This window comes from Micrococcus sp. UYEF5, assembly GCF_040546065.1.
GTDB lineage: Bacteria > Actinomycetota > Actinomycetes > Actinomycetales > Micrococcaceae > Micrococcus > Micrococcus luteus.
On sequence record NZ_JBEPNB010000032.1, the window covers coordinates 1 to 1,583 of the forward strand.

2 protein-coding genes and 1 pseudogene are annotated in these 1,583 nt (G+C 66.5%); 1 reads left to right on the forward strand and 2 read right to left on the reverse strand.

What is annotated here, in order from left to right:
- Positions 1 to 45 precede the first annotated feature (45 nt).
- Complete coding sequence (locus ABIB16_RS11375; protein WP_256998865.1) at positions 46 to 804, reverse strand: integrase catalytic domain-containing protein; 759 nt, start codon at positions 802 to 804, stop codon at positions 46 to 48.
- Positions 805 to 852: 48 nt separating this feature from the next.
- Complete coding sequence (locus tag ABIB16_RS11380) at positions 853 to 1,236, reverse strand: helix-turn-helix domain-containing protein (protein ID WP_174233354.1); 384 nt, start codon at positions 1,234 to 1,236, stop codon at positions 853 to 855.
- 248 nt (positions 1,237 to 1,484) lie between these two features.
- On the opposite strand from ABIB16_RS11380, the pseudogene ABIB16_RS11310 reads away from it, so the two are divergent.
- Positions 1,485 to 1,583: pseudogene (locus ABIB16_RS11310) on the forward strand (Cd(II)/Pb(II)-sensing metalloregulatory transcriptional regulator CmtR); the annotation flags it as partial.

The following is a 1,583-nucleotide window of genomic DNA, read 5'->3' on the forward strand; positions in this document are numbered from 1 at the left end:
GGAAGCAGGCCCTCGCCCAGCTCGCCGCGGCCTACCCCGACCGGATCAACCCCTACCTGTGACCACCCCGCTTACACAGACAAGTTGACACGCCCTCGGGGTACTGGTCGCTGCGACCGACTCGACCCACCGTCCGGCCGGGGTCTGGCCCAGCGTGGAGTGCACCGTGCCGTGGTAGGTCGCCACAGCCAACACCAGCCACCGCTCCAACTCGGCAATCGTCAGTGCGGCCATCTTCTCGGCGTCGTACGCTCCACGCTCGACTGGGTTCGAAAACGTGGTCCCCGGCAGCTCGTGGATCTGTCGCATGGCCGTGCCGATGACCCGCTCGACGATCCCGCCGTAATGCGGCCGGCCCAGCGGGCGGTAGTCGAGGCTGATACCGTGCTGGTCGCACCCGCGGGTGAGCGCTTCGCTCTTGAACTCCCGAGCATTGTCCACATACAGGACCTTCGGCTTGCCACTCATCGGCCAGGCCGCGTCGATTCCGAGCCGCTCCAGCCAGGGCCGCTTGTCACCGGCCGCATGGGCCAGGCACAACCCCACCGACACCGCCGAGGGCGGCTCCAAGGTCACCACCATTCCAACCAGACACCGACTGCGCACGTCGATGGCCACCGTCAGATACGGCCGTCCGATCGGCTGACGGTCACGGTCATCGACCACGATCAGATCCATGACCGTGTGATCGATCTGCACCTGGTCCAGGATCGACTCGACTACCGGAACCTCGTCCCCGGCCGATTGCAACGGCCGGACGCTCTCGGCCCCCTCGCGCCGCCGGCCCACCTCGACCGGATTCATCCGAGCGATCCGCGCGGCCACCGTGTTCCGTGCCGGAGCCGGCAGCCCCTACACGGCGCAGGCCCGCGTGATCTCCCGATGCAGGGAGGCAATGCTGCGCTTCTGCCGGGTCAAGTACCGCTGGCGCACCAGCTCACGGATGATCTGCTCCACTGGCTCCGTCAGCCGGCCCCCACCCTTGCCACCATCCGATCGCCGGGGGACAAGATCAGTGACCAGGCCCGAGCCCCGCCGGTACCGCTCCAGCAGCACGTACACCCGGCGCCGGGAGATCCCCAGCTCCATCGCGGCTTCGTCGACGACAGCCAGTCCCACTGGATCGTGCTCGGCCAGGCGACCGATCACCCCGGCCCGCAACCGGGCCTGCTCCCACTCACGCTCGGGCACCGCAAGCACGCCCGGTCCAGCCATCTCATCCTGGTCGCCGTCCACGCCCGCCTCCTCATAGAGAACAGGACTACTGAGCAGATGCGACGCTAGTGCACAGGACTACTGAACGACCAGGGCTCGGGAGTCGACGACACCACCCCCGAGAGGACGGGCCCGAGAGCGCAGTCGACTTCTGAAAATGACTCGAGGACTGAGCTCGCTCGACGTACGGTGAAGGATCCCCTTACGGGCATGCGATCTGGGCTGACGCCTGTGACCGAGTGTTCAGTTCGCACTGTATAGTTCAGTCCATGATGACTATTGCTTCGCGTCTCGACGTGATGAACCGCCTGGGTCGTGCACTGGCCGACCCCACTCGATCCCGGATCATCTTGACCCTGCTCGACCAT

Bases quoted from the DNA above. Each gene is read 5' to 3' on its own strand.
- ABIB16_RS11375 (WP_256998865.1), bottom strand. From the start codon at position 804: ATGAATCCGGTCGAGGTGGGCCGGCGGCGCGAGGGGGCCGAGAGCGTC.